We start from the raw sequence: 25764 nt of genomic DNA, 5'->3' as shown, positions 1-25764 counted from the left end.
CAGGGTGGTTTTTCCGGCGCCGTTGCCGCCGGTGACCTGCACCCACTCCCCGGCGTCCACGGTGAACGACAGCCCGCGAAACAGCGTCCTCTCGTCCCGCTCGCAGTACAGATCTCTGGCTTCAAGCATTCCCACTCATCAACGCCCTGTCAGAAACCTAGTTTAACATCACGCATATCCGGCAGTTTATGCGCGATCCCTTTGTGGCAATCGATACAGGTCTGTCCGTCTTTGACCGCCTGATCGTGCATTTTCGCCGCGACGCCTTTTTGCGCGGTCAGATCCATAAAGTCGAAATTGTGGCAATTACGGCATTCCTGCGAGTTGTTGTCTTTCATGCGCCGCCACTCATTTTGTGCCATTGTCAGGCGATGAGCTTCAAATTTCTGCGGTGTATCTATCAGCCCAAATACCTTCGCGTACAGTTCTTTACTGGCTTTGATCTTACGGATCATCTTCGGCCCCCACTCATGCGGCACATGGCAGTCAGGACAGGTGGCACGAACGCCGCTACGGTTGTTGTAGTGGACGGTTTCCATATACTCCTCATACACCGTGTTGCGCATTTCATGGCAGCTAATACAAAACTCTTCGGTGTTAGCCTTTTCCATCCCGGTATTGAAGCCGCCCCAGAAGATGATGCCGCCGATAAAACCGATTAACAGCAGCGTCCCCAGCGCCAGGCGGCTGGGGCTGCGCCACCATCGCCAGACGCGCTTTATCCAGCCAGGTTTACGGTTAGAATTTTCCATAATGACCTCTTATTTCCCGTAACCTTGCGAGGGGGTAAAGGTATTGTCGATAATCGGCGCGGTATCAGACTGCGGTACGTGGCACTGCAGGCAGAAATAACGACGCGGCGCGACGTTGCCCGACACTTTACCGTCGCTGTCCATAAAGTGCGTCGGGCTGATACGCGGCGCGCCCGTCGTACGATAACTTTCCACGCCGTGGCATTGCAGACAGCGGTTGGTATTGGTCGTCACCTGGTAGCCCTCGACGCTGTGCGGGATCATCGGCGGCTGGTTGACGTAATTTAGCGGCATACGTTCCTGCTCTTTCGGCATACGAATCGCCCCTTCCTGCGTCCCGGATACTTCCGGCGACTGGCTCAGATCCACTCCGTTTGCCGCCCAAACCGCACCACTTACCACCAGGGCAAGCGTGGCCATCCATTGACACAGCGCTTTCATCAGGTCATGGCTTTTCATTGTTTCGCTCCCGAACTCCATCGCATTTACACTTCATCCTTCGAGCTGCCTCTTTGTTGGCTGCGCTCGAAAATCCCAGTCACATCGTTATCTATGCTCCTGGGGATTTCCTCGCTTACCGCCGCGATGCATCCCGAATGATGTTGCGTATCGTTATTGTAAAAACATCCTCAGAACAGACATCCACGCAGCGACCGCAGGTCATGCAGTCGCGGTGAGTGACCTGTGCCGGGCTTTGCTCATCCAGCACCGGCGCACGTAGCACATGCGGTTCCGGGCAAACATGAAAACAATCCATACAGCGATTACATTTCTCACGTTTTTTGGCCGTCACGGTCACTACGCCTTTACTGCCCAACACGCCATACAGCGCGCCCATCGGGCAAATATGCCCGCACCAACCGTGCTCAACGACTAATAAATCAAATAAAAACAAAGCAATAATCAGCAACGCGCCGCTACTAAATCCCATAACCAGACTACGGCCTAACAGCGACACGGGATTAATCCATTCCCACAGCAGCGTGCCGGTCAACGCCGAACCGATTAACACCACCACCAGAAGGACGTACCGTATATGGCGTGGAATCGTCGCAGACTGGTTCAGGTCAAATTTCCTGCGCATCCAGTTAGCCAAATCGGTAACGGGGTTTAGCGGGCAAACCCAACTGCAAAATAATCGCTTTCCCGCCAGCGCATACAGCACAGCGATAATCACTGCTCCCGTCAGCGCCACGGTAGCGGGAAGATGTCCACTGGCGAGACTTTCCAGGGTAATCAGCGGATCGGTCAACGGGAGGGTATCGAACAGCAAACTACTGCTGTAGTTGCCATGCAAAACCCAAAAGCCCAGCCACGGGCCGCTGAGAAACATCCCCAGCACCATAAACTGGCTGATACGCCGTAACACCAGCCAGCGGTGGCTACGCCACCAGCCTTTTTTCGCCCGCGCTTCTCGCCCGGCGTCGCGTTTACGATTTGCCATCTTTCCCCTCCAGCCAGCCGAAGCGGTAATGGTGTCCTAACTCCCCTTTCGCCAATGACAACGGCAACACTTTTATCGCTGGTTGCTCCAGTACGCAGACTTTTTCGCATTTGCCGCAGCCGGTACAGGCGTCGCTGTGTACGGTGGGCAGAAAGCGCGCATGTTTGCCGGTGCGCATGTTGCGATCCAGCTCCAGCGTGATGGCCTCATCGATTTTCGGGCATTCGCGGTAACAAACGTCGCAGCGCAGCCCCTGAAAGTTGAGGCAGTTTTCCTGATCCAGCAGCACCGCCAGCCCCATGCGCGAGTCATCAATGGAGGCGATATCTTTATTCAGCGCCCCGCTGGGGCAGACTTTGGCGCACGGAATGTCTTCACACATTTCGCAGGGGATGTCGCGAGCGACGAAATAGGGCGTACCTGCCGATAGCCCGGAGGCCAGCGTCGCCAGTTTTAGCGTGTCGTATGGACACGCCTGAACGCACTGCCCGCAGCGCACACAGGCGCTGGCGAAGACATTTTCATTCAGCGCGCCAGGCGGACGCAGCCGCACGCCCGTTGCGCGCGCGGTTTGCTGTTGCAAGCCCAGCGCCACGCCAACCGCCGCCAGCCCGCCCGCAGTGCGCACAACATCACGCAGGAAGCGGCGGCGGCCATTTTGGGGTTTCGCTGTACGGGACATAACGCGTTACACCTTCGCCAGCTTAACGGCGCACTTCTTGAAGTCCGTCTCTTTAGAGAGCGGGTCCGTCGCATCCAGCGTCAGGTTGTTCACTAGCTGAGCGGCATCGAAGAACGGCATATACACCAGTCCCTGCGGCGGACGGTTACGTCCACGCGTTTCGACAATCGAAATCACTTCGCCGCGGCGGGACGACACTTTAACCTTATCCCCACGACGCAGATCGCGCGCTTTCGCATCCAGCGGGTGAATAAAGACCACTGCTTCCGGGAAGGCGCGATGCAATTCAGGCACGCGGCGCGTCATACTGCCGGTATGCCAGTGTTCCAGCACGCGACCGGTGGAAAGCCACAGATCGTACTCGTTGTCCGGCGACTCCGCCGCGGGTTCAAATGGCAGCGCGAAGATCACCGCTTTGCCATCCGGTTTACCGTAGAATTTGTACCCTTCCCCCGCTTTTACATACGGGTCGTTGCCTTCGCTGTAACGCCATTGCGTCTCTTTGCCTTCGACGACCGGCCAGCGCAGACCGCGCGCGTTGTGGTAATCGTCGAACGGCGCCAGATCGTGACCGTGGCCACGTCCAAACCAGGCGTATTCTTCAAACAACCCTTTTTGCAGATAGAAGCCCAGCTCACGAGACTCATCGTTTAACTGATCCTCTTTCAGCTCGCTCAGCGGGAATTTGCTGACCGCAGGCGTGGCGAACAGAACGTCATACAGCGTTTTACCGCGCAGCTCCGGCTTCTGGGCCAGCAACGCCTCCGGCCAGACCTCCTCAGTTTTAAAACGACGGGAGAACTGCACCAGTTGCCAGAGGTCGGATTTAGCTTCGCCCGGCGCTTTAATTTGCTGACGCCAGAACTGCGTGCGGCGTTCGGCGTTGCCGTAAGCGCCTTCTTTCTCAACCCACATGGCGGTCGGCAGGATCAGATCCGCAGACAGCGCGCTCACCGTCGGGTAAGGATCGGAGACAATGATAAAGTTACGCGGATCGCGCCAGCCCGGCATTCGATCTTCATTGATGTTCGGCCCGGCCTGCATATTGTTATTACACATTACCCAGTAGACGTTCAGCTTGCCGTCTTTCAACGCGCGATCCTGCGCCACCGCATGTAAACCCACTTTTGCCGGGATAGTGCCAGCGGGGATCTGCCAGTGTTTTTCGCAGATATCACGGTGTTTTTCGTTCGTCACGACCATGTCTGCGGGCAGACGGTGTGAGAAGGTTCCCACTTCACGCGCCGTACCGCAGGCGGAAGGCTGGCCGGTCAGCGAGAAAGGACCGCAGCCAGGCTGGGAGATTTTTCCGGTCAGCAGATGGAGGTTGTAAACCAGGTTATTCGCCCACACGCCGCGGGTATGCTGGTTAAAACCCATCGTCCAGTAAGAGATCACGCGCTTATTCGGATCGGCGTAGAGCTGCGCCAACTGTTCCAGCTGATCTTTCGGCACGCCGGTCATTTCAGCGGTCTTGTCCAGCGTATATTCCGCCACGAAGGCTTTATACTCATCGAAGCTCATCGGCTCGGAAGCATCGGAGCCCGGATTCTTCGCCGCTTTTTCCAGCGGGTGCGTCGGGCGTAAGCCGTAGCCGATATCCGTCGCCCCTTTACGCAGATTCACATGCTTTGTGAAGAAATCCTGATTTACCGCGTTGTTCTGAATAATGTAATTCGCGATATAGTTAAGGATCACCAGATCGCTTTGCGGGGTAAAGACAATACCGTTGTCCGCCAGCTCAAAGCTACGGTGCTGGAAGGTGGAGAGGACAGCGACTTTCACATTCGGGTCGGACAAACGGCGGTTAGTGATGCGCGACCATAAAATCGGGTGCATCTCCGCCATGTTGGAACCCCACAGCACAAACGCATCGGCCTGCTCAATATCGTCGTAGCAGCCCATCGGTTCATCCATGCCAAAGGTGCGCATAAAGCCCACCACCGCCGAGGCCATGCAGTGACGCGCGTTCGGGTCGATGTTGTTAGAGCGGAAACCAGCCTTGAACAGTTTCGCGGCGGCATAGCCTTCCCAGATGGTCCATTGACCCGATCCAAACATGCCGATCGCTTCTGGTCCTTTCTCTTTCAGGGAGGTTTTAAACTTCTCCTCCATCACATCGAAGGCCTGTTCCCAGCTCACCGGCGTAAACTCGCCGTCTTTGTGATAGCTGCCGTCTTTCATGCGCAGCATCGGCTGCGTCAGACGATCTTTACCGTACATGATTTTGGGCAGGAAGTAGCCTTTAATGCAGTTCAGACCACGGTTGACCGGCGCGTCGGGGTCGCCCTGGCAGGCGACCACACGGCCCTGCTGCGTTCCCACTAACACACCGCACCCCGTTCCGCAAAAACGGCACGGCGCTTTATCCCATTTGATGGCTTCCTGCTGCCCGACAACGGCGCGGGCGACGCCCGGCACGCTCAGACCGGCAGCCGCCGCAGCGGCCGCAACGGCGTTAGCTTTCATAAAGCTACGACGACTGAGTTTCATGGTGTTTCCTCACCTTGCTCATCCTGCTGGTGATAAACCAGCGACACCGCCAGTACGCCCTCGACATTGCGTACTGACTCAATTGTTTGCATCAGCGTTTCACTCTGATCTGCTTCCACCACCACGATCAGTTGCCCGCTTTCAATGTCGCTTAACGCGACTTCGCAACCCGGCAACGTGTTCAACTGTGTGCCAATGGCGGCGATGTTCTGACTTTTGGCCTGCACGACCAGGCTACAGACCTGCCAGTTAGTGCGCATGGTGGTTCTCCGCTTTGATGGCTGACACGGGACAGATAGCCACACACGCCCCACATCCGTTACAGGCCTGCGAGTCAAGCTGCGGCTGGTAAATGCCGGATAGCGTGGGACGAAAGGTAATGGCCATAGGTTCACAACTGTCCTGGCAGCGATGGCATTCAACCGATTGCCTGGCGAGGCAGTTTTCCGTGAGCGTAAAAACCAGATCCCAGGCCCTGGTGTGGCGCGGAAGAAAAAGCGATTCAGTACAGGCCTGCGCACAGGCATAACAAAAGCTGCACTCGCCCCGTTTGAAATCTACGCTCGGATATCCCCCCGCCCCTCGCTGCAGGATGTCGGCCTCACACGCCTGGATGCAGGCGTCGCAACGCAGACAATGTGCGAGAAAATAGGTCGTTTCTCTGGCCCACGGCGGAAGAATCCCATCGCTGGCGTTGCGCCAACTGCCGGTCAACATGCTTCGACGGGATAAATCAACCATGATATCGCCCTTCCATAACGACACGCTTCCATAGGGAGTGAATACCAATAAAAACCGTACAATTTATGAGTAGTTGTTTTTGTAAATAAGATATTTCAGGATGTGTAAGAGATGCATACCCCGATAGAGGTAAATGCTGTTGCCGGATCAAAAGAGTGCCAGGTAAAGACCCGTAAACGTGCTTTTTCTCACATTTCAATTAGTTATATAGATGCTTATATAACGAAAATCACTAATAGTTGATAATTTCATTTACATTATCAATATCGGAATATTCCACTATATAAAAAGACGCTATTTTATTAATAATCTTGAAAATATGAGTAAATACAGATTAATAGACAATATGAATATGTTAATCTGTTGCCCGTGCATACCGAAAACAGCAGAAAGGAAATACTGTGAACAATCAAATGAAGATGTTTGTCCCTGCCGTTGTCTTCGCCGCCCTCGCCAGCGCCTCTGCCTGGGCTAACAATGGTGATACCGCCCAGCCGCTGGAAAAAATCGCCCCCTATCCGCATGCGGAAAAAGGAATGAAGCGGCAAGTGATAACCCTTACCCCTCAGCAGGATGAATCTACCCTCAAAGTGGAACTGTTGATTGGTCAAACGCTGAATGTGGATTGTAACCAGCATCGCCTCGGCGGCACGCTGGAAACAAAAACGCTGGAAGGCTGGGGCTATGACTATTATGTCTTTGATAACGTCACCTCTCCGGTATCAACCATGATGGCCTGCCCTGAAGGTAAGAAAGAGCAAAAATTCGTCACCGCCTGGCTGGGTGAAGACGGGATGCTGCGCTACAACAGCAAGCTGCCGATCGTGGTGTATACCCCAGCGAATGTGGACGTGAAATACCGCATCTGGAAAGCGGACGCTAACGTACAGAACGCCGTCGCGCGATAATGTTACGCTGCCCGGTCACACTTACCGGGCATCTGAACACGCCGGCTCACGCAGCGCTCCGGGGTTCTTTTCAAAACACGTCTGGAAATCCGCTCGCCCGATGCCTGGTGGCGACGCGTAGCATCTTATCAGGCCTACCCGCGTGCGGACGTAGGGCTGCCATCAGGCGGTTCATCCGGCGCCATAGTCCATTACGCAGTACGCGCAACCGCATCACGCGAGGCGGCATCACGTTCGTCGCCGGTGAGTTCGGTTAGCTGTCCGTTACGCATTTCAAGCAGACGATCGGCGTGAATAAAATAGTGATCATCATGGCTGATGGCGAAAATGGTTTTGCCCATTTCCTGCATTAACGGCAACAGTACCTGATAAAACTCCCGGCGGAAATGCGGGTCCTGATCGGCGGCCCACTCATCCAGCAAAATAATATCGCGCTCTTCCGCCAGCGCCAGCAGCAGCGCAATGCGCTTTTTTTGCCCTTTCGACAGTTTAAGATTCAAAATGCGCCCGTCGTTTAGCTCCAGCTTGTGCGTCATTTTCAGGTGCTCAAGCCACTTTTCGACCAGAGCGGGATTGGCGGGTTTCCCCTGCGGCCCCAGCAGGCGGTCGAATAACCACACATCGGTGAACACCGCAGAAAACAGTTTGCGATAATCTTCCGGCTGCCCGGCGGCAATAGGTTGACCATCAAGTAAAATCGTTCCCGATTGCGGCTGGTATAATCCGGTCAATAACATGGCCAGCGTCGATTTCCCGCTACCGTTGCCGCCAATTAAAAACAGCAGTTCGCCGCGGTGAATCGTCAGGTTGATGGGCCCCACGGAAAACGCGTTATCCTGATAGTGAAAAACCACGTTGCGCAGCTCCAGCGTCTTCCAGTCGGGAAAGGCTTTCGGCTGCGGAAAATCAGGCTTATACGGGGCGAGCGCGAATTTATTCAGTTTATTAAACGCCACTTGGGCGGTCAGTAGCGTTGGCAACGCCCCCACCGCAGACAGTAGCGGCGTGCGCAGGAACAGCAACGTCAGTGAATAGGTCGCCGCGACGTTGGTATCCGCCCAGCCGAGACTATTCGCCATCCAGAAGACCAGGCCTATCGCCCCCAGCATCATGATATTCGACCAGTTGACGGCGCTCAGGTGAAAAGTATCGGCACGGATAATGTGATGACGGTACTCTTTGGCGTCCGGGGTATAGCATTGCTGAAAAATCTGCTCCGCACGCTCGCGGTTTAGCGTCAGCTCTTTGCGTCCTTCCAGCACCGTCTGATAGTCGTTGTACAGCTTATCTTCGGTCTCGCGCAGGGTCGCCATATGCTGGTAAACCCGCGCCACCAGCACAAATCCGCCCCAGATAGTGACCGCCATCCAGATAGCCGTAACCAGCAGCATTTTTGTCGATAGCATCGCCAGATACGCCGCCGAGCCGACGGTGAGGATAATGCCCTGCACCAGCTCAGGCAGACGCACAAAGGCGATAGTAATATTGCGAATATCGCTGGTCAGACCGGCCAGTAAAGAGGCGCTGCCCAGTTGCTCAATGCGTTCAACGTGCGTATCCAGAATGCGCTTGATAAATTCGCTGCGCAGGCGGTATACGAAATGGTGTCCCAGAGTGGTGAGCGCCAGTTGGGAACCTAATGTGACGACCATTAGCAACAGGAGCAGGCCGAGAAATTCCGGCAGCACCATGACGTTGGTGTCCACCGTTTCAATCAGGCGCTGATTGATAAACGCGATCAGGCCAATCCCCAGCGCCGCGCTGGCGAGGCTCAGCGCCATCACGCTAATAAATGGCCAGCGGTACTGCCGCCAGACAAGAATAAGAAGTTCCATGCATACAACCCGGACCGATAATAACAGCCCGCAGTTTAACTAACTCCACCTGCACAGCAATAATAATTCTTATTTTTATTCTTTTTCAGCCGCCTGACGGAAGGTGAGATTGTAACGAAATTCACCGGTCATGGGATGAAAGCCCGCTTTAAGCGGCTGGATACCATGATAAAACAGACGGGACTCGCCGCCCCAGACCACGATATCGCCATGCTCCAGTAAGATCCGCTGAAGCGGATCGCTGCGACGCAGGCCGCCAAACTGAAAAACCGCCGGCACCCCCAACGAAACTGAGACGATAGGCGCGCGCAGATCCGGCTCGTCTTTATCCTGATGCAGCGACAGTTTTGCGCCGGGCGCGTAGCGATTGATCAGGCAGGCGTCCGGTTGGAAGCTCGCATACCCTGCCGCGATTGCCGCCTGACGACATACGCTGGCAAACGATAACGGCAGCGCAGGCCAGGGTTTATCGGTCAACGGATCGCGCACGGCATAACAATAACCGTGACGATCGGTGGTCCACCCTAACGCGCCGCAGTTGGTCATCGCCACCGACATGGTGTAACCGCCCGGCGTCACCATCTGACGAAACGGAGACTGACTGGCGACAAACCCGATATCATCTAATAGCGACTGCGCCGCGCGAAACGCAAAGCGGCGCAACACCACCGCGCCAGGCGCCAGGGGCTCTTGCCAGGGCGCTTCATCAGCAAATAGATCCAGCATTGCTACTCCTCTTTTTGCGCTTCTCGCTTTAATAGCTGCGCTTTTCGACGCACGCCCCAACGATAACCGGAGAGCGCGCCATCGCGACGCACGACCCGATGACACGGGATCACCATCGCCAGTTTATTCGCGCCGCACGCGCTGGCGACCGCGCGTACTGCCGTGGGTTTACCGATAGTCGCGGCAAGCTGTTGATAGCTTACGGTTTCGCCGCAGGGAATCGCGCATAACGCCTGCCAGACCTGCTGTTGAAACGCGGTTCCCTGAATATCCAGCGGCAACGAGAGCAGCACATCGCGTGTGTTGATAGCCGCGACAACCTGCCGCACCCGTTGCTGAAAAGGCGCGTCAGCAGGTTCGTGGCGGGCCGCCGGGAAAAGGGTGTGTAATTCAGCCAGTAGCGCATCGTCGCTATCACCGGGGAGAATCGCGCAAATCCCCCGCTCGCTCTCCGCCACCAGGCACCGTCCGTAAACCCAGTCCGTCAGCGCATAGCGAACGGAGACATTATCGCCGCCTTTGCGAAACTGTTTTGCCGTCATGCCCAGCGTCTGGTCGGCATGTCGGTAGTAGCTACTGCTATCCGGGAAGCCGGCGCGGTAAATAGCCGCCGTGATCGGCTCTCCTTTCGCCAACGCCTCACGCAGCCGCCGGGCGCGCCACGCCTGCTGCCACCCTTTCGGCGTCATTCCGGTGCTCGCTTTAAACAGACGGTGCAGATGAAACGGGCTCATCGCCACCGCCTGCGCCAGAGACGCCAGCGTTACCGGCGTCTCCTGCTCAAGCAAACGGCAGGCGCAGGCAATCTTATCCAACCGCCGTTGCTGCGCGCGCGCATTATCCGGCTGACAGCGCTTGCAGGGGCGAAAACCGGCGTCCAGCGCCTGCTGCGCGTTGGCAAAAAAGCGAACATTTTTACGTAACGCCCGCTTCGAGCGACAAGAAGGGCGGCAAAAAACGCCGGTGGTTCGCACCGCAAAAACGAAACGCCCATCCGCGCTGGCATCGCGCGCCTGCACCCGCAGCCAGCATTCATCATCGGTAAGTAACGCTTTTTTCATCATAGACTCCTTCATTAAGCATAGTGCTTGCTTATATGCAGTGTGTCCGTAAATCCGCCCACAAAAACCCGTAATCTTGCGTTTTAATTCTTATCGCTCACCAGGAACGTTTTGAACTGCGGCGACATCCAGGTTTTAAAGCCCTCACCTTCTTTCATGATCATAAAGACCGCCAGCCCTTCCCGCCGCACGACCTCTTGCGCCTTTTGCGTACCAAGCACCATCAGGCCGGTGTCCCAGCCGTCCGCTTCCAGCGCCGTTGGCGCGATAACCGTAACCGATACCAGATTGTGTTCAATGGGGCGCCCCGTTTGCGGATCGATAACGTGCGAGATACGCTTGCCATCCAGCTCATAATAGTTGCGGTAGCTGCCGGAGGTGCTGATGCCATGCCCGTTGATATCCACAATCGCCTGCACCGCATTTTCCCGGTCGGTCGGCTTCTGAATCGCGACGCGCCACGGCTGCCCCTGCGCATTCATCCCGCGACTGCTTAATGCGCCGCCCACCGAGACCAGATAACGCGCAATGCCCTCCTGCTCCATCAGACGCGCCAGATGATCCGCCGCATAGCCCTCCCCGACCGTGGAGAGATCAACATAAAGATCCGGCAGATCTTTTTGCAAAAACTGATGTCCAGCCCTGTCGATAACCTGCAAATGTTGTAGGCCTGTTTTCGCTTTTGCCGCATCGATTTGTGCTGGTGTTGGGATATGCAGCGGCTGCCGATCCGGTCCAAACCCCCACAGATTGACCAGCGGGCCCACGGTGATATCCATCGCGCCATCCGTCTTCGCGCCAATACGTAGCGCCGAGGTCACGATATCCGCCATGGCTTCGCTGACCGGCCAGGGCGCAAGGCTGCGTGAATGGTTAAAACGCATCAGCGCGGAGTCATTTTTATAGGTAGAAAGCAACCAATCATCAGCATCAAGCTGAGTCTGGATTTTAGTCTGTAACTCTGCGGCGCGTTTCGCATCGATACCAACCACGCTCACCCGCCAGAGGGTCCCCATCGTTTTACCTTCCAGCACCTGAGCGGCAGGTGACGCTGTTGTCGTTTCGGGAGCCTCATCGCAGCCCATAAGTAAAAAAGCCGCCGCCAGACACACGGCCCGGCAAAAAGTCATTTTCATCGCTGTTTATCCTCATTCGAATGGACGCAAGCGTATATCAAAACGTCGTATTTGTACGCCGGAATAAGGCATGAAAAAAGGGCCCGCAGGCCCTTTAGCAACATCTTTTGCTGATTAGAACTGGTAAACCAGACCCAGCGCTACGATGTCGTCGGTGTTGATGCCCGCATCGCGGGTAAAGTCGTTTTTATCCAGCAGGTTGATTTTGTAATCAACATAGGTGGACATGTTTTTGTTGAAGTAGTAAGTCGCGCCGACATCAACATATTTTACGATGTCCTGGTCGCCATAGCTGGCGCCGTAGCCGTTGCTGATGTCCTTACCTTTAGACTGCAGGTAAGCCACAGACGGACGCAGACCAAAGTCGAACTGGTACTGAGCAACCACTTCAAAGTTCTGCGCTTTGTTGGCAAAACCATAAGAGGTGGACGGGTTGCTACCGTTAGAGGTACCAAAACGGGTTGCGTTATAGGTCTGAGAATACTGCGCTGCCAGATAGATGTTGTTCGCATCGTATTTCAGGCCGCCGGTGTAAACCGTGGCGCGATCGCCGTTACCATACAGGCGAGCGTTAGCGGTGTTGTTCTGATCGGCAGTACGTTTAGACGTGGTGATAGCGCCACCGACAGAGAAGCCTTCGCCGATTGCATAAGTCAGCGATCCGCCGTAACCGTCGCCGTTCTGGTTCAGCAGGCTGCGACCGTTGGTGTTTTCACCGCTCACGCTGCCGTTTTTGCCCTGATACTGCAACGCGAAGTCCAGACCATCCACCAGGCCGAAGAAGTCGGTGTTACGGTAGGTAGCATAGCCATTACCACGCTGCTGCATAAAGTTGTCAGCGCCGTAGGTGTCGCCGCCGAACTCCGGCAGAACGTCGGTCCAGGAGGTCACGTCATAGGTTACGCCGTAGTTACGACCATAATCGAAGGAACCTGCGTCAGCGAATTTCAGACCCGCAAACGCCACACGCGTCCAGGAGTCGTTGCTGCCTTCAGTCTGGTTGCCCTGAATCTGATATTCCCACTGGCCATAACCGGTCAGCTGATCGTTAACCTGCGTTTCGCCTTTGAAGCCGATACGCATGTAGGTCTGGTCGCCGTCGCTGCCTTTGTCGTCAGAGAAGTAGTGCAGGCCATCAACTTTACCAAACAGGTCTAATTTGTTGCCGTCTTTATTATAAATTTCAGCCGCATTCGCTGCGCCCGCCACCAGCAGAGCTGGTACCAGGAGGGACAGTACTTTAACTTTCATGTTATTAACCCTCTGTTATATGCCTTTATTGCTTTTTTATGCCACTGCTTACTGGTTAACCCTCATTAACCAGTCGGCAAGTCCATTCTCCGCAAAAATACAGAATAATCCAACACGAATATGATACTAAAACTTTTAAGATGTTACAGTTATCTACATAGATGTTTCAAAATATGAATTTTACGGAACTTTTTTAAAGCAAAAATCAAGTAAAAATAAGCACAAATAGACAAAATATATTCACGAAACTTTTAAAATCAACGGGTTAAATTGATGAAATTCATAGCACTGAATGATAAAACAGAATCTTCATTCGCAACTAAAATAGTGACCGCTATCATCATTAACTTTATTTATTACCGTCATTCACTTCTGAATGTCTGTTTACCCCTATTTCAACCGGATGCTTCGCATTCGGTTTTTTTTACCCTTTTTCAGACACACCCGGCTGATTTATGCTACCTGCCTAAAACTATCACGGTTATTCACTACCCTCCCCTGCTCGACCGTTCGTAAGACATTAGCAAATAATTTCTTGATATTTAGTGCTAAACATTTATAAGTAGTCTTTATATTTGTACCATTCTGCGAAGGTTGTACGCTTTTCCCGTCCCGCCGACGGAGCGCGTGTTAAGTTGCCCGGCATGACGTAAGAGTCTGGAAATTCATTCATTACCCTTTATACTGCCCTTCACCTTCAGCGTTGCTTTTACAGGTCGTAAACATAAATGAGTCAGTCTGACACAACGGTCTCTACCCGATTCTCCCTTCTACCGGGAAGCATTACCCGTTTCTTCTTATTGCTGATCATTGTGCTGCTGGTAACGATGGGCGTTATGGTACAGAGCGCCGTCAACGCCTGGTTGAAAGACAAAAGCTATCAAATTGTCGATATCACCCACGCTATTCATAAACGCGTGGATACCTGGCGGTATGTTACCTGGCAAATTTATGACAACATCGCCGCGACCACTACGCCATCGACAGGTGAAGGACTTCAGGAAACGCGTCTGAAGCAGGATGTGTATTATCTTGAAAAGCCGCGACGTAAAACTGAAGCGCTGATTTTCGGTTCCCATGACAGCGCCACGCTGGAAATGACGCAGCGTATGTCAACCTATCTGGATACGCTGTGGGGCGCGGAAAACGTGCCGTGGTCAATGTATTACCTCAACGGACAGGATAACAGCCTGATTCTTATCTCTACCCTACCGTTGAAAGATCTCTCTTCCGGCTTTAAAGAGTCCACTATTGGCAATATCGTCGATTCCCGCCGGGCAGAGATGTTGCAGCAGGCGAATGCGCTGGATGAGCGCGAAAGTTTCTCCTCATTGCGAAAACTGGCCTGGCAAAACGGTCACTATTTTACGCTGCGCACGACCTTCAATCAGCCAGGACATCTGGCAACCGTGGTGGCGTTTGATCTGCCCATTAATGATTTAATCCCGCCGGGAATGCCGCTGGACAGTTTTCGGATAGAGCCTGACGCAACCCAGGCGACGGGGCGAAGCAGTGAAAAGGAAGCGCCTGATAGCGTCACGATTAGCTTTAACGGTTCAAAAATTGAGATCTCCTCAGCGCTTAACTCTACCGGAATGCGCCTGATCTGGCAGGTACCGTTCGGTACGCTTTTGCTTGATACGCTGCAAAATATTTTGCTGCCTTTACTGCTGAACATCGGGCTGCTGGCGTTGGCGTTATTTGGCTACGCCACGTTCCGTCATCAGCCGGGACGGTCGACGGAATCGACATCCGGCAACGCGGCGAATAATGAGCTTCGCGTCTTACGCGCCATTAATGAAGAGATCGTTTCTCTGCTGCCGCTGGGTCTGCTGGTCTACGATCAGGAAGGCAACCGCACCGTGATCAGCAATAAAATCGCCGATCATCTGTTGCCGCATCTTAACCTGCAAAATATTACCAGCATGGCGGAACAGCATCAGGGCGTGATTCAGGCGACAATTAATAACGAACTGTATGAGATCCGTCTGTTTCGCAGCCAGATCGCTCCCCGCACGCAGATCTTTATTATTCGCGATCAGGACCGGGAAGTGCTGGTGAATAAGAAGCTTAAACAGGCGCAGCGTTTGTATGAGAAGAATCAGCAGGGCCGCGCCGCCTTTATGCAAAATATCAGCAACACGCTTAAAGAGCCCGTACGCCAACTGGCGGTTAACGCCGCGGCAGTCACCACGCCGGAAAGCCTGAAACTGGCGGATCAGGCGGATGTATTGGTACGTATGATCGATGAAATCCAACTGGCGAATATGCTGGAAAATGACGCATGGAAGAGCGAAGCAACGCTGTTCTCCCTGCAGGATCTTATTGACGAAGTCGTGCCGGAAGTGCTGCCCGCCATTAAGCGTAAAGGGCTGCAACTGCTGATTAATAACCATCTTAGCGGCAACGATGAACGCTGGGGCGATCGCGACGCCCTGCGCCGGATTTTGCTGCTGTTGATTCAGTATGCCGTCACGACGACCGCTATGGGTAAAATTACGCTTGAAGTCGAGCAGGATGAATCTATCGCGGAGCGTCTGACTTTCCGTATTCTGGATACGGGCGAAGGTGTAACGTTAAACGAGATTGATAATCTGCATTTCCCGTATATGAATGAAACGCAGGGCGATCGTTACGGCAAAGCGAATCCGCTCACCTTCTGGCTGTGCAATCAACTGGCGCGCAAACTGGGCGGTCATCTCAACATTAAAGCGCGAGAAACGCTGGGCACGCGCTATACCGTTCATGTCAAAATGCTTCCTCACGATCAGCATACTCAGGTCGAAGAGCGCCTGCTGGACGACGTGAGCGTGATGGTCGATGTGACGTCCAACGAGGTTCGCGCGATTGTGCTGCGTCAGTTAGAAAACTGGGGCGCCACCTGCATCACGCCGGATGAAAGGCAGATAAGTCAAGAATATGATCTCTTTTTAACGGATAATCCGTCTAATCTTACTGCCTCGGGCTTGCTTTTAAGCGATGATGAGTCAGGCGTGCGGAAAATTGGCCCGGGTCAGTTGCGCGTCAACTTTAATATGAGCAATGCTATGCAGGAAGCTGTACTACAACTTATCGAAGAGCAGCTGGCGCAGGAAGAGATTCCCGCCTCCCCGCTCGGCGGAGATGAAAATGCCGAGCTTCATGCCAGCGGCTATTATGCGCTATTTGTAGACACAGTACCGGATGATGTTAAGAGGTTGTATACTGAGGCGGCAACCAGCGATTTCGCTGCGCTGGCCCAAACGGCCCACCGCCTGAAAGGGGTGTTTGCCATGCTTAATCTGGTACCCGGCAAGCAGTTATGTGAAACGCTGGAACATCTGATTCGTGAGAAAGATGCTCCAGGTATAGAAAAATATATCAGCGACATTGACGCCTACGTCAAAAGCTTGCTGTAGCAAGGTAGCCCAATACATGAACAATATGAACGTAATTATTGCCGATGACCACCCGATTGTACTGTTCGGTATTCGCAAATCACTTGAACAAATCGAGTGGGTGAATGTTGTCGGCGAATTTGAAGATTCCACAGCATTGATCAACAACCTGCCGAAATTAGATGCGCATGTGTTGATCACTGACCTCTCCATGCCGGGAGATAAATACGGCGATGGGATCACCTTGATCAAGTACATCAAGCGTCATTTTCCGAGCCTGTCTATTATCGTTCTGACCATGAACAACAATCCGGCGATCCTGAGCGCCGTGTTGGATCTTGATATTGAAGGGATCGTACTCAAACAGGGTGCGCCAACCGATCTGCCTAAGGCGCTGGCCGCGCTGCAAAAAGGCAAAAAATTCACCCCGGAAAGCGTTTCTCGTCTGCTGGAGAAAATCAGCGCAGGCGGTTACGGCGATAAGCGCCTGTCGCCAAAAGAGAGCGAAGTATTACGCCTGTTCGCCGAGGGCTTCCTGGTCACCGAAATCGCCAAGAAGCTCAACCGCAGCATTAAGACCATCAGCAGCCAGAAGAAATCGGCGATGATGAAACTGGGCGTAGAGAATGATATCGCGCTGCTCAACTATCTCTCTTCCGTCACCCTGAGTCCGACAGACAAAGAATAAATCGCTTTTATGTTACCCAGCCTGATGGCGCTACGCTTATCAGGCCTACCAGTCGACTCATCTTTTACAGGCCGGACAGGCGACGCCGCCATCCGGCATTTTTTATGCCCGCGTTTTACGTACCCGCTCGGCATACACCGCCAGCGTCTGTTTCAACACATCCAGCGTCACAGGCTTCGACAAACAGCTGTCCATACCGGACTCCAGGCAACGTTGTTTCTCTTCCGCCAGCGCGTTCGCCGTCACGCCGACGACCGGCAGCGTCAGCCCAAGCTGACGGATACGCTGCGTCAGGCGATAGCCGTCCATGTTCGGCATGTTCACATCGCTCAGAACAATATCGATAGCATTTTTACTCAGAACATTCAGAGCGTCCACACCATCATTGGCTGTCTTACACTGATATCCCAGCGATCCCAGTTGATCGGCCAGCAAGCGGCGATTGATCGGATGATCGTCAACGACCAGAATCATCATGTCGTCATTTGAATCTGCGGTTTTATCCGTCGTCGGCAATGCGCTGGAAAGCGCTTCACTATCCAGCTCAATACTATAAATACGCGCCAACAGTGCGGGCAACTCATGCACCGACGCCACACTATGCACCCACTCGCCCGGCGCTCTTTCCAATGGAATCCCGATATGACGGCGGCAAAAGACGACCGCCGCCCTCCCCTGCCAGGTATGCTCCAGCGCGTCATCGACAATCAAAATATCGTCCGCGGCGGGTTCTTGCCCTTCATAACGCTGTGTATGAACGCCGCTACGCGCCAGACTGGTCTCAATAAACTGGCACAAAGAAGTATTGCGCACCGCCAGCCAACAGCAGGTTCCGGCGAGTCCTTCCACGCTCTTTTTCACAGGGTATTGCGCGCCATAAAGCGGGATGCGCAGCGTAAACTGGCTTCCCATGCCCGGCTCCGAATCGACGGAAATATCGCCGTCCATCATGCTGATCAATTTTTCGCAAATCGCCAGCCCCAGACCGGTCCCCTGAAAGTTACGCTGTACGCCGGTTCCCACCTGGAAGAAGGGATCGAACAGGCGAACCACCTCTTTTGCCGGAATACCGACGCCGGTATCCCGCACGCGAATGCTGAGATAATCCCCATCACAGCGCACATGCAGCACGATGCAGCCAATATCGGTAAACTTAATGGCGTTGCTCAACAGGTTTGAAATGACCTGCTGTAAACGCATCGGGTCGCCGTTCAGCGATACCGGCACGTCAGGCTCAATAAAACAATACAGGCCGAGCTGCTTACGCACCACCAGCGGCAGATAATTGGCGGTGATATGGTTCATCACCTCTCGCGGTGAAAATTCGCGCGGCTCAATCTTTAGCTGTTCCGACTCAATTTTCGAGAAGTCGAGAATGTCGCTGATAATTTTCAGCAACAGGCTGGAGGAGTTATTCATCGCCGTGACCAGCCGATCCACGCCTTTTGGCAACTCTTTGGTTTGCAGCAGATCGAGATTGCCAATGATACCGTACAGCGGTGTGCGCAATTCATGGCTGACCGTCGCAAGGAACATGGATTTAGACTGGCTAGCCTGCTCCGCTGCCTGCGCCATCTCCTGCAGCGACTCTTCCATTTTGACGCGCGTACTCACATCTACCAACACGCAAATCGCGACGTTTTCATTGCGATAGCGGGAATGGACGAAGCTAATTTGCAAATTGGTATTATTACTGGTCAATACATCAACGAAGTTAACCTGCTGGCCGCAAATGATTTGCGTCAGGCGCTGTCTGTCTTCATGCGTGAGCATGTTCAGGTAGGTGTGCGCCAGTTCGTTACTCAGAATATTGACACCATCGATAGTGCGCAGAATACAGATCCCCACCGGCGCGGAGGCGACGATTTTACGGTTGAACTGTTCATGTTCTTCCAGGCGCTGAGCATCGCTCTCCGCCGGAATGAAAATTCGCCGCTCATACATCCGCGCAAGCGTAAACAGCCCTGCGCCCACCAGCACGTTCAGCAGGATAGCGTTCAGGATAAGAATACGAATACGCTCCAGGACTAAATCTACAGGCACAGAATAGACAATACTGAGCGAGGATGGCGGCAGGCTTTTTTTGAGTACCAGTTCGCGAAAACCTGGCGTATAACCAAACCAGGAACGCTCCTGCATCCAGCGCGGCTCCGCTTTAATAATGCCGTCAGGACCGGTCAACGAAATCAGCGAATGGCCGTTCTCATCAATAATAGTGACGCCCATCGGCAAACTGCCCGGCGTGAAAAAATTTTCCATACGGATGGACTGCTCGACGCCCAGCAGCGCCTGCAGACGGTTGGCCAGATACACCGGCGTCAGCGCATAAAAGTAGCCCACGCCCTGACGCGCGCCCTGGCTTATCCAGAAAAGGTTATTCCCACTTTCTTCCTGCGGCGCGTTGCGGTATTTCATAATCCGCTCATGTAACGCTTTTAACGCATCATCGCGCTCCACGGGCATTTCACGCAGGCCGAAATTCGCCATACAGAGGTTATCGCTGCCAATCAGGAAAACGCGGTTAAGATCATACGCCGCTGAAAAGTTGTCGCGCCAGTAACGCATAAACCATGCCAGCGACTCCAGCGATCCGCGCCAGGCGGAGCCCATCGCCGCACAGTCTGAGTCGGCGAATAGCGGTTCAAAGTCCGGCACCACCATTTTGTCATCACGCGCACGCGACGACATGACGCCGTTTTCCGCCGTTAAACGGTTCTCGGCAATATATTTGAGCTCTTTCATCACATCCGACGTGCGCTGGATAAAACGCTGCGCCTGATCGGAGCTAAGGTTGAACTCCTGACGAATTTCAGATTCCCGCTGGTGCAAGGCATTGACGATGTAAAACACCGAAACAAAGGCGATTAAGAGCCAAATGAGTAACGCTAACGCTCTGAATAAGTAGCGCGAGACTTTCAGCGTAGTTCGAAAGGAAGCAAGGTATTTCAAAGGGGCGAAGCTCCGCCTCAGGATGTAAATAGAGTGTGACTAAGGTAGCGGTAAATGACGCAGCCCGCAACGGCAAAGAAAAAGGGCCGGATATCCGGCCCTCGCACAGTAATAACATTACTCGTCAGCGTCATCCGCAACGTCGTCATCGCTTTCCGCTTCCGGGGCGATATCCTCATCCCCTTCCGCCACGCTACCGTCGATAGCGTCGAGTTCTTCGTCATCTACCGGTTCAGCAACGCGTTGCAGACCCACCACGTTTTCATCTTCCGCCGTGCGGATAAGGATAACGCCCTGGGTATTACGTCCCACTACGCTGATCTCGGACACTCGGGTACGCACCAGAGTACCGGCATCCGTGATCATCATGATCTGGTCGCAATCGTCTACCTGTACCGCGCCGACAACGGAACCGTTGCGCTCGGTCACTTTGATAGAGATAACGCCCTGCGTCGCACGAGACTTGGTCGGGTACTCGTCCGCTGCGGTACGCTTCCCGTAGCCGTTTTGCGTTACGGTCAGAATAGCGCCTTCGCCGCGTGGGATGATCAGAGAGACGACTTTATCGTCTCCCGCCAGCTTAATACCGCGCACACCGGTCGCGGTACGCCCCATCGCACGGACGGCGTCTTCTTTGAAGCGCACCACTTTGCCCGCGGCCGAGAACAGCATGACTTCGTCAGAACCAGAAGTCAGGTCAACGCCAATCAGCTCGTCGCCGTCGTTGAGGTTCACCGCGATAATACCGGCGGAACGCGGACGGCTGAATTCGGTCAGCGCCGTTTTCTTCACGGTACCGCTGGCGGTCGCCATAAAGACGTTGACGCCTTCTTCGTACTCACGAACCGGCAGAATCGCGGTGATACGTTCGTTGGCTTCCAGCGGCAGCAGGTTAACGATCGGACGACCGCGCGCGCCACGGCTGGCTTCCGGCAACTGATAGACCTTCATCCAGTACAGACGGCCCCGGCTGGAGAAGCAGAGGATAGTGTCATGGGTGTTGGCCACCAGCAGGCGGTCGATAAAGTCTTCTTCTTTAATACGCGCGGCAGATTTACCTTTCCCACCACGACGTTGCGCTTCGTAATCCGTCAGCGGTTGATATTTGACGTAACCCTGGTGAGACAGCGTCACGACAACATCTTCCTGGCTAATCAGATCTTCGATATTAATATCGGCGCTGTTGGCGGTGATTTCGGTACGACGCTCATCGCCGAACTGATCGCGAATTAACTCCATCTCTTCACGGATCACTTCCATCAGGCGATCGGCGCTGCCCAGAATGTGCAGCAGTTCAGCAATCTGCTCCAGCAACTCTTTGTATTCGTCGAGCAGTTTTTCATGCTCCAGGCCGGTCAGTTTCTGCAAACGCAGATCCAGAATCGCCTGCGCCTGCTGTTCAGTCAGGTAGTACTGACCGTCACGCACGCCAAATTCTGGCTCCAGCCATTCCGGACGCGCGGCGTCATCACCAGCGCGCTCCAGCATCGCAGCAACGTTGCCCAGATCCCACGGACGCGAAATCAGCGCCGCTTTCGCTTCCGCCGGCGTCGGCGCGCGGCGAATCAGTTCGATAATCGGGTCGATGTTGGCCAGCGCAATCGCCAGAGCTTCAAGGATATGCGCGCGGTCACGGGCTTTACGCAGTTCAAAAATAGTACGACGCGTCACCACTTCACGGCGGTGGCGCACGAACGCTGAAATGATATCTTTCAGGTTCATGATCTTCGGCTGGCCGTGATGCAGCGCCACCATGTTAATACCGAAGGAAACCTGTAGCTGGGTCTGGGAGTAGAGATTATTAAGCACCACCTCGCCCACCGCATCGCGTTTTACTTCAATCACGATGCGCATCCCGTCTTTGTCGGATTCGTCACGCAGCGCGCTGATGCCTTCCACGCGCTTATCTTTCACCAGCTCGGCGATTTTCTCGATCAGGCGCGCTTTGTTCACCTGATAGGGAATTTCATGGACGATGATGGTTTCACGGCCCGTTTTGGCGTCAACTTCAACTTCCGCGCGGGCGCGAATGTACACTTTGCCACGACCGGTACGGTAGGCTTCTTCGATACCACGACGACCGTTGATGATCGCGGCGGTCGGGAAGTCCGGACCCGGAATATGTTCCATCAGCCCTTCAATGCTGATGTCTTCGTTGTCGATATACGCCAGGCAGCCGTTAATCACTTCCGTCAGGTTGTGCGGCGGGATATTCGTCGCCATACCAACTGCGATACCGGAAGAACCGTTCACCAGCAGATTCGGAATTTTGGTCGGCATGACGTCCGGAATTTTTTCCGTACCGTCATAGTTATCCACGAAATCCACCGTCTCTTTTTCGAGATCGGCCATCAGTTCGTGGGCGATTTTCGCCAGACGGATCTCCGTATAACGCATTGCCGCCGCGGAGTCGCCGTCAATAGAACCGAAGTTACCCTGACCATCCACCAGCATGTAACGCAGCGAGAATGGCTGCGCCATACGAACGATGGTGTCATACACTGCGGAATCGCCGTGGGGATGGTATTTACCGATTACGTCACCAACGACACGGGCAGATTTTTTATAGGCTTTGTTCCAGTCATTGCCCAATACGTTCATGGCGTAAAGTACGCGACGGTGTACCGGCTTCAGGCCATCTCGGACATCCGGCAGCGCACGGCCAACAATGACCGACATCGCATAATCCAGATAGGAGCTCTTCAGCTCTTCCTCAATGTTGACCGGTGTAATTTCTCTCGCAAGGTCGCTCATCTAACCGCTATCCCTCTACTGTATCCCGGATTCAAAGGTCGCAAATTATAACACATTCGCCCACGTACTGGTAAACGGAATGCAGCCAGACAATGCTTTATTCGGGTGCCGCATGCTCTCTTCATTTATAAGCGTGGTCTCGGCGTTTATCGGCGATCGGCTTCAGAGGCGACACAGGGGAGATCGGGGCCTGGCCAGGAAGAGGTTAGAAAATCAATACCTCCCGTGTATACCCGTCATACTTCAAGTTTCATGTGCGTTGGCAGCGAGTTACTCGGCCCATCCCTGGGCCTCGCCCCGTCGGGGTTAGCGCAAGCGCTGTTCAAGACGGTTAACCGTTTTATCCTGCAACTCGAATTATTTAGGGGATATGCCGGGAGGCATAAACCATAATCAGTATCACCAGATGCTATTTAATCACATAGGCCAGATATTCTTTCACTACCTCATCGTTTAATTCCTGACCCAATCCGGGCTGTTCTGGCGCGACATAATAGCCATTTTCCGGCTGATAATCGTGGGTACAAAGTTCCCGAATAGATGCTTTCATCGCATTGGTATGATGCTCATGAATAATAAAGTTGGGAATTGCTGTTTCCATATGCAGCGCGGCTACCGTGGAAACAGGACCGCCGCAAACATGCACCTGTACAGTGGTGTCATAAATATTAGCATAGTCACAGATTTTCTTTCCTTCGGTAATTCCGCCGCAGAGACACAAATCAGGTTGCGCTACGGCAATAGACTGCTTCTCCAGTAATTCCCTGTATCCCCATCTTGTGTAGGAACGCTCGCCAGTGGCGATTGGAATCGTTGTTGAACGGGAAACTTTCTGCATATTATCAGAATTTAATGGATGAATCGGTTCTTCATAAAGAAAGATACGATACTTTTCTATCGCCTTCGCAAATTGAATAGCTGAGTTTGTACCGAGAAGAGAATGGATTTCCACGATAATATCAGCATCATCCCCCATTGCTTCACGCATAGCGGCAATTCGCGCTTCCCCCATTTTTAATTGATCGGCCAGTAACAATCCTGAATAGTTACGATTTTTATTCTGAAAAACACAGTCATCGCCATTACGATCGATTTCGAGTGGATCCACTTTAATCGCATCATATCCATCGTCAAGAGCCGCACGCGCCGCCTCAGCATATTCATCAGGTGTCACTAATATCTGGCGTTTATCCCCCCAACCAAATTGTAACTGACTAGCATAGGTTCTTAATTTTTCATTAGTTTTCCCGCCAAGGAGCTGATAAACAGGTACACCTAAATATTTACCTTTGATATCCCAAAGAGCAATATCAATAGCGCTCATTCCGGCATAAAAAACGTTCCCGCCCCCCATCCCCCAAAAAGTCTTTCTAAAAAAGAACTCCCAAATTTTTTCGATATTTAGTGGATCTTCACCCACAATCAATGGCGCCAGATCTCTGATGATCCCTACGCCAGCTTTAGCGCCTGCGCCATAGGCCAGTCCTACTTCGCCAATACCACTTAATCCTGAGTCGGTATTCACCCGAATAAGTACTGGATTATAGGAGGACATCGTTTGATCTCTTTTTTTTAATTCACAGTCAAAAACTTCAATAGACGTAATTTTCATAATTTCTCCATTTATCAGGTTCGTGATACAACATTTGTTTGTTGGCTTTTTTCTTTTTTCACATCAATTTTCATTAACGCCAGAACGGCTACCGCAGCGAAGCAAAGTATTGCCTCTACAATAAATATTCCTGTCGCACCATAATGAGTAGAAACGAATCCCAGTGATTTATTAATCAGGAATCCGCCAAGACTTGAACATGAGTTAATAAACGCAATGCTGATAGCCAACCCTGACGGCGACAATAATGCAGAAGGCAGCGCCCAGTAAGGTCCGTAATAGCTGAGGATCCCAACACCATAGAACGTTAGCCCCAGCATTCTCAACGACATTGAGGGGACAAGAGCAATCATCAGAAAACCACAGCCTGCCAGAAACATGGGTAATGCAGCATGCCATTTTCGTTCATTCTTTTTATCGGAATGCCAGCCCCACCAGGGCATGCTGAACATAGCGAAAATAAACGGAATACTCATGATTAAACCAACGTCAGTATCCGTAAAATCAGCTGAAAATCCCTTCACCAACCCCGGCAACCAGTAGTTTGCCGCCAGAGCAGCCGCCTGAATCAACATGTAGGCGAAAGAAAGCTGAAGCAAAACTGGATTTTTGATTACTGAAAGAAAGGATGAGTTGGTATTTTTATTTAATGCCGCTGCGGTTTCATTGTCAGTGCGTAATTTATTAACTAAGGCCGATATCTGCTGTGGCGTAAGCCATTTAGCCTTTTCTGGACTGTCAGGCAGTAAATAAAATGTCAGGATGCCAAGGAATACGGTAGGGATACCTTCAATAGCAAAAAGCCAGCGCCAGCCTTCATAATCCGGGGTATTCAAATGCTCGATGATCCAACCAGACATCGGTGCAGCCAATACCGATGCTACAGCAATAGATAACATGAAGAAACTATTGACTTTTCCGCGTTCACGAGCCGGGAACCAGCATGCAAGATAATAAACCATGCCTGGGAAAAAGCCAGCTTCAAATACCCCCAAAAAAATGCGAGCCAGCAAAATATGTTGAGTATCTTTAGCAAAAAAAATCAGCCCAGTTACCGCTCCCCAGCCGATAATAATGGAACTAATCCATTTTCTTGCGCCAAGCTTTTGCAAGCCAATGCTACTCGGAATTTGAAAGATTAAATATGATATGAAGAATATAGAAGAAATATTAGCGAAATCCTCAGGCGTAATACCGAGAGATTCATTCATGCGTAATGCAGCAAACCCAATATTGACACGATCCATATAGTTAAAAAAGTAAAGAATAAAGGCCAAAGGAATGATTTTCCTTTTTACAATACGAATTGCATCGTATAAATTTTCTTGTGGACTACTCATTTTGCATCACCTTTT

20 protein-coding genes are annotated in these 25764 nt (G+C 52.8%); 3 read left to right on the top strand and 17 right to left on the bottom strand.

Going from position 1 to position 25764, the window contains the following annotated elements; all coding sequences use genetic code 11:
- The 8 genes from NAZ64_RS19950 to napF all read right to left on the bottom strand — a co-directional run.
- Positions 1 to 129, bottom strand: a 129-nt coding sequence (locus NAZ64_RS19950; protein WP_031569207.1) for an ATP-binding cassette domain-containing protein, incomplete at its 3' end; no start/stop codon positions are given.
- Positions 130 to 149: 20 nt separating this feature from the next.
- The gene (gene napC, locus NAZ64_RS19945) at positions 150 to 752 is read right to left on the bottom strand and encodes a cytochrome c-type protein NapC (RefSeq protein WP_024158649.1); all 603 of its coding nucleotides are present in this window, start codon (positions 750 to 752) and stop codon (positions 150 to 152) included.
- A gap of 9 nt (positions 753 to 761) precedes the next feature.
- The gene (gene napB, locus NAZ64_RS19940) at positions 762 to 1211 is read right to left on the bottom strand and encodes a nitrate reductase cytochrome c-type subunit (protein ID WP_000835182.1); all 450 of its coding nucleotides are present in this window, start codon (positions 1209 to 1211) and stop codon (positions 762 to 764) included.
- Between the two features lie 115 nt (positions 1212 to 1326).
- Positions 1327 to 2196 carry a quinol dehydrogenase ferredoxin subunit NapH gene (gene napH, locus NAZ64_RS19935; RefSeq protein WP_000013533.1) on the bottom strand — a complete coding sequence of 290 codons (870 nt, stop codon included), beginning with the start codon at positions 2194 to 2196 and terminating at the stop codon, positions 1327 to 1329.
- Positions 2183 to 2878, bottom strand: coding sequence for a ferredoxin-type protein NapG (gene napG / locus NAZ64_RS19930; RefSeq protein ID WP_000091679.1), 696 nt, complete (start codon positions 2876 to 2878; stop codon positions 2183 to 2185). The genes napH and napG overlap by 14 nt, the downstream gene beginning before the upstream one ends.
- Positions 2879 to 2884: 6 nt before the next feature.
- Complete coding sequence (gene napA, locus NAZ64_RS19925) at positions 2885 to 5371, bottom strand: nitrate reductase catalytic subunit NapA (RefSeq protein ID WP_000778097.1); 2487 nt, start codon at positions 5369 to 5371, stop codon at positions 2885 to 2887.
- Complete coding sequence (gene napD / locus NAZ64_RS19920) at positions 5368 to 5631, bottom strand: chaperone NapD (protein ID WP_001260057.1); 264 nt, start codon at positions 5629 to 5631, stop codon at positions 5368 to 5370. The genes napA and napD overlap by 4 nt, the downstream gene beginning before the upstream one ends.
- Entirely contained in the window at positions 5621 to 6112 is a 492-nt protein-coding gene (napF, locus tag NAZ64_RS19915) for a ferredoxin-type protein NapF (RefSeq protein WP_220569765.1), read from the bottom strand. The genes napD and napF overlap by 11 nt, the downstream gene beginning before the upstream one ends.
- A 413-nt stretch (positions 6113 to 6525) precedes the next feature.
- On the opposite strand from napF, the gene eco reads away from it, so the two are divergent.
- Positions 6526 to 7020 carry a serine protease inhibitor ecotin gene (gene eco, locus NAZ64_RS19910; protein WP_220569911.1) on the top strand — a complete coding sequence of 165 codons (495 nt, stop codon included), beginning with the start codon at positions 6526 to 6528 and terminating at the stop codon, positions 7018 to 7020.
- Positions 7021 to 7211: 191 nt separating this feature from the next.
- Here the strand turns inward: eco and NAZ64_RS19905 are convergent, their stop codons facing one another.
- From NAZ64_RS19905 to NAZ64_RS19885, 5 genes are all read right to left on the bottom strand, one after another.
- Positions 7212 to 8855 carry a multidrug ABC transporter permease/ATP-binding protein gene (locus tag NAZ64_RS19905; protein WP_000421577.1) on the bottom strand — a complete coding sequence of 548 codons (1644 nt, stop codon included), beginning with the start codon at positions 8853 to 8855 and terminating at the stop codon, positions 7212 to 7214.
- A 75-nt stretch (positions 8856 to 8930) separates the two neighbouring features.
- Positions 8931 to 9581: a DNA oxidative demethylase AlkB gene (gene alkB / locus NAZ64_RS19900; RefSeq protein WP_000884991.1), complete on the bottom strand. Its 651-nt coding sequence runs from the start codon at positions 9579 to 9581 to the stop codon at positions 8931 to 8933.
- Positions 9582 to 9583: 2 nt separating this feature from the next.
- Positions 9584 to 10645 carry a bifunctional DNA-binding transcriptional regulator/O6-methylguanine-DNA methyltransferase Ada gene (ada, locus tag NAZ64_RS19895; RefSeq protein ID WP_000975970.1) on the bottom strand — a complete coding sequence of 354 codons (1062 nt, stop codon included), beginning with the start codon at positions 10643 to 10645 and terminating at the stop codon, positions 9584 to 9586.
- 80 nt (positions 10646 to 10725) lie between these two features.
- Positions 10726 to 11778, bottom strand: coding sequence for an FAD:protein FMN transferase ApbE (gene apbE / locus NAZ64_RS19890; RefSeq protein ID WP_079980515.1), 1053 nt, complete (start codon positions 11776 to 11778; stop codon positions 10726 to 10728).
- Positions 11779 to 11892: 114 nt separating this feature from the next.
- Positions 11893 to 13029, bottom strand: coding sequence for a porin OmpC (locus NAZ64_RS19885; RefSeq protein WP_000865526.1), 1137 nt, complete (start codon positions 13027 to 13029; stop codon positions 11893 to 11895).
- Positions 13030 to 13757: 728 nt separating this feature from the next.
- Between NAZ64_RS19885 and rcsD the strand changes: the two genes are divergently transcribed.
- Together rcsD and rcsB are read left to right on the top strand one after the other, a co-directional pair.
- Positions 13758 to 16427, top strand: a complete 2670-nt coding sequence (gene rcsD / locus NAZ64_RS19880) for a phosphotransferase RcsD (RefSeq protein WP_000083201.1) — start codon at positions 13758 to 13760, stop codon at positions 16425 to 16427.
- Positions 16428 to 16443: 16 nt separating this feature from the next.
- Complete coding sequence (gene rcsB, locus NAZ64_RS19875) at positions 16444 to 17094, top strand: response regulator transcription factor RcsB (RefSeq protein WP_001061919.1); 651 nt, start codon at positions 16444 to 16446, stop codon at positions 17092 to 17094.
- Between the two features lie 102 nt (positions 17095 to 17196).
- Here rcsB and rcsC read toward each other — a convergent pair whose 3' ends face one another.
- The 4 genes from rcsC to NAZ64_RS19855 form a co-directional block, all read right to left on the bottom strand.
- Positions 17197 to 20043: a two-component system sensor histidine kinase RcsC gene (rcsC, locus tag NAZ64_RS19870; RefSeq protein WP_000876075.1), complete on the bottom strand. Its 2847-nt coding sequence runs from the start codon at positions 20041 to 20043 to the stop codon at positions 17197 to 17199.
- Positions 20044 to 20160: 117 nt separating this feature from the next.
- On the bottom strand, positions 20161 to 22797 hold the full coding sequence (gene gyrA, locus NAZ64_RS19865; protein WP_016716060.1) for a DNA topoisomerase (ATP-hydrolyzing) subunit A: 2637 nt from the start codon (positions 22795 to 22797) through the stop codon (positions 20161 to 20163).
- 409 nt (positions 22798 to 23206) lie between these two features.
- Positions 23207 to 24409 carry a mandelate racemase/muconate lactonizing enzyme family protein gene (locus tag NAZ64_RS19860; protein WP_000705581.1) on the bottom strand — a complete coding sequence of 401 codons (1203 nt, stop codon included), beginning with the start codon at positions 24407 to 24409 and terminating at the stop codon, positions 23207 to 23209.
- A 14-nt stretch (positions 24410 to 24423) separates the two neighbouring features.
- Positions 24424 to 25749: an MFS transporter gene (locus NAZ64_RS19855; RefSeq protein ID WP_000098078.1), complete on the bottom strand. Its 1326-nt coding sequence runs from the start codon at positions 25747 to 25749 to the stop codon at positions 24424 to 24426.
- Positions 25750 to 25764: the final 15 nt, after the last annotated feature.

It is taken from the genome of Salmonella sp. A1325, assembly GCF_056991255.1.
This window is presented reverse-complemented; position numbering and strand designations above follow the sequence as displayed.